Source organism: Rhizobium sp. P1_E6 (assembly GCF_056405875.1).
Genome location: NZ_JBFUBG010000218.1, coordinates 1 through 2673, shown reverse-complemented (window position 1 = coordinate 2673; position 2673 = coordinate 1). Strand labels below are relative to the sequence as shown.

The following is a 2673-nucleotide window of genomic DNA, read 5'->3' as shown; positions in this document are numbered from 1 at the left end:
GTCGAATGCACCGCACTCGAAATGCGACACGCCCGGAAGGGTATCGTGGGCTCAAATCCCACACTTTCTGCCGTTGGATGGTTGGGCTGCCATCGCCTCACATATTTTCACCCGTTGTGCAGCAGCTTTCGAAATCTCTGCCGTGACGACAAAATTCGCAGGGCCACAGTGTAGGCAAACAGCGGTGAACCACCGGCAGATTTTTGATCCGCGGGCTTTGACGGGTGAGCGTGGTGGCATATCATATGTCATTTTCGAGCACATATAAGCGCCATCTGCCTTTTGACTTGCCTCCATGCGAAAACATGACCTCTTCTACGAAATCAGGCGGACATTCGAACTTGGACGCTAAGCAATCGATGAATTGGCAAAAGGCCTCGTATGTGTCGGGACCGTTTTCGGCTGTCACGGCTTTGCCAAGTCTGGCTCCATTTCTCTGTGCTTTGGGCCATGGTATCCCTGCAGAGAGGGCGATCGCTCGCTCGCCTGCCAAGAGATTAACCGATCGAGCGGTCCATTGATCCATGATGTAGCCCAACGGTGAACCAGGTTTCGCAGGGCAACGACCAAAGAAGTAAATCAGCTTGGTAAAGAAGGCAGGGCCTATGCCGGGAATCCTCCTAGCACGCAGCGCCGCGTAGGCTTCGGCGCGGGACATGTCCCCGGCTTGGATACGTCCAACGTCATATCGCCACTCACCAAACGACCTGAATGAAGATCTGCCGTGGCCGATCTTCATTCCGCCCCATGCAAAGATCAATGCGCACTTCTCACGCAACTCGAGATCCGAAGCAGCAAGTTTCGAGAAAAGCTGCTCGCGATCTAACCGCTCGGTCGGGAGCTGTCGAAAGTTCAGGATTTCCCCGTCCCGCGCGATGTGCGCTCCCCACACGCTGGGAATGCGCGAATACGTCGCGTATGCTCTACGGGACTCCTCGATTGTAGCCGAACGGACAGCTCGCTCGAACTCCGCCAGATGTTGAGGATGGAAGTGTTTGGTAGTCAGATTAACGCCCTCCGTGCGATGTTTGTCATGCGTTCTGAAGTCTCTTCGATGGGAAGAGCTTGGCGAAGGTTACCATACTCCGAGGCGCTGCCAGTTCAGTTTTCATTCAGGTTTGGACGAGCCAAAGGCTTCAACTGCCAGCAATCACCCATGGAGGTGGGAAGGCCTCCCTCGTCGCATCGCTCTGGCGCCACAAAGACATCAGGTGCGTCGGCAAGATCCAACTGTAGCCAGAACGGCTTTCCGTCCTTTGTATTGACAAAACTCGGCCATTCGAGACCGTAGAGTTTCTTCGGAGGCTTTGGCGACATCAACACTACAAAGATCTCGACTGGACTTGAAGTTTTGAAGCCAGGGGCGATCTGATCCGACAGCTCGGACCATTCTCGAAGGCGCTGACACTTCCCGGCTATCTGCTTGTTCCCCCAACTTGTAACGCCCTTAGCTTCTATGAGTATAATCGTCCGTTCAAAGGCAACGATTAGATCAAAGTCCTCGTTCGTTCCTCTTATCAGCCTTCCATTTGATACGGATTCACCCGCAACCGCGCGAGGGTTTTGGAAGCGGTGAGGGCAATCTGGCCCGAAGCGATCGAGAACCAGCGCGCTGAATAGCCAGTCTATGTGGTAGTCCATCGCCCACCACGCCGATCGCGGTATGGACCTTGCGATCTCTTGACTAAGTCTTTCCAGGAAAGAGTATGACAGAAACAGGTCCGCCCCTGATTGGCCGAGCGCATTGCGGAGCAACCAGTATCGCTCCTTTCTGTTTAGCCTCTGCAAGCTGTCGACTAGGGGGCCCGAACCAGACCGCTGATTTAGGTCTGCACCCATTAATCACAATTCCAAAAGCGTATCGGATTTTGAATATGTTTCAGTTGTGGGTGCGCAATGCGCTTGCCGCGTGGGCCAACATACAGGTCCCATATTTCAGAACTTGCTTCCTCGCCAGTGAAGCCAATACGCGATGCCTCGGAGCCGTCAGCATAGGGAATTTCCGGAAAGTTCTCGCGCGTGGCAGACATCCATTTAGTCGGTCGGAATGCACCGACGACCACACCACGAACGACCGCCAGGACGTATTCGGCCTTCGCGGCACGAGGTTTGGCTATGCGCCATGCAAAACGGACCAAGTTGTAGATCGCCTGGCGATTTGAACGGTCTTCGAGTTTATTGATGTTGATAAGGATAAGGCGATGTTCCGGGGGCGACGAGAGTTCTGGAAGGCAATACTTGTCCATCAACTCGATATGGTTCATCGGCCCCCTATCTGTGCTAGCACGTCCGCCCTGAATATTGGTCAAACCAGGATAGGCGTCGATTAACGCAGCTTCGACCTCGAATATCGCATGATCAGGGATCTCGTGCCGATGGATAACGTGTATGACCTCAAGATGTGCATCTCTTATTGCACGTATGCGATCCAGCTTTGCTCCAATTGTCTGACCATCGTCTTCGTTTGGATCTGAAAGGCCGGCCGCATGGTCAAAGACGCGGTTGTTCTTGCCTTTGCCTATATAGAAAGTTTCGCCGTTCCTGGGGTCGATGAGTCGGTAAACATAGTTGCCGAGCTTCTGGCAAACTTCTTCGGGAAATCGATCGTTGCTGGTCATCGCGCACCACTAACTGGTTGGATGAGTGGCAACTCACCGAGTGATTCGCAATAGC

Annotated in this window: 3 protein-coding genes; all 3 read right to left on the bottom strand. The window is 53.6% G+C overall.

Annotation, left to right across the window (positions count from 1 at the left end; genetic code table 11):
• Positions 1–241: 241 nt before the first annotated feature.
• Complete coding sequence (locus AC1D35_RS35490; protein ID WP_477942637.1) at positions 242–892, bottom strand: 8-oxoguanine DNA glycosylase OGG fold protein; 651 nt, start codon at positions 890–892, stop codon at positions 242–244.
• A gap of 209 nt (positions 893–1101) precedes the next feature.
• Positions 1102–1641, bottom strand: a complete 540-nt coding sequence (locus tag AC1D35_RS35485; protein WP_477942635.1) for a hypothetical protein — start codon at positions 1639–1641, stop codon at positions 1102–1104.
• 197 nt (positions 1642–1838) lie between these two features.
• A complete protein-coding gene (locus AC1D35_RS35480) occupies positions 1839–2618 on the bottom strand; it encodes an LEM-3-like GIY-YIG domain-containing protein (RefSeq protein ID WP_477942633.1) in 780 nt (259 codons plus the stop codon).
• Positions 2619–2673: the final 55 nt, after the last annotated feature.

Coding starts and splice junctions, on each gene's coding strand:
- AC1D35_RS35485 (WP_477942635.1), bottom strand. CDS start 1,641: ATGGACTACCACATAGACTGGCTATTCAGCGCGCTGGTTCTCGATCGC.
- AC1D35_RS35480 (WP_477942633.1), bottom strand. CDS start 2,618: ATGACCAGCAACGATCGATTTCCCGAAGAAGTTTGCCAGAAGCTCGGC.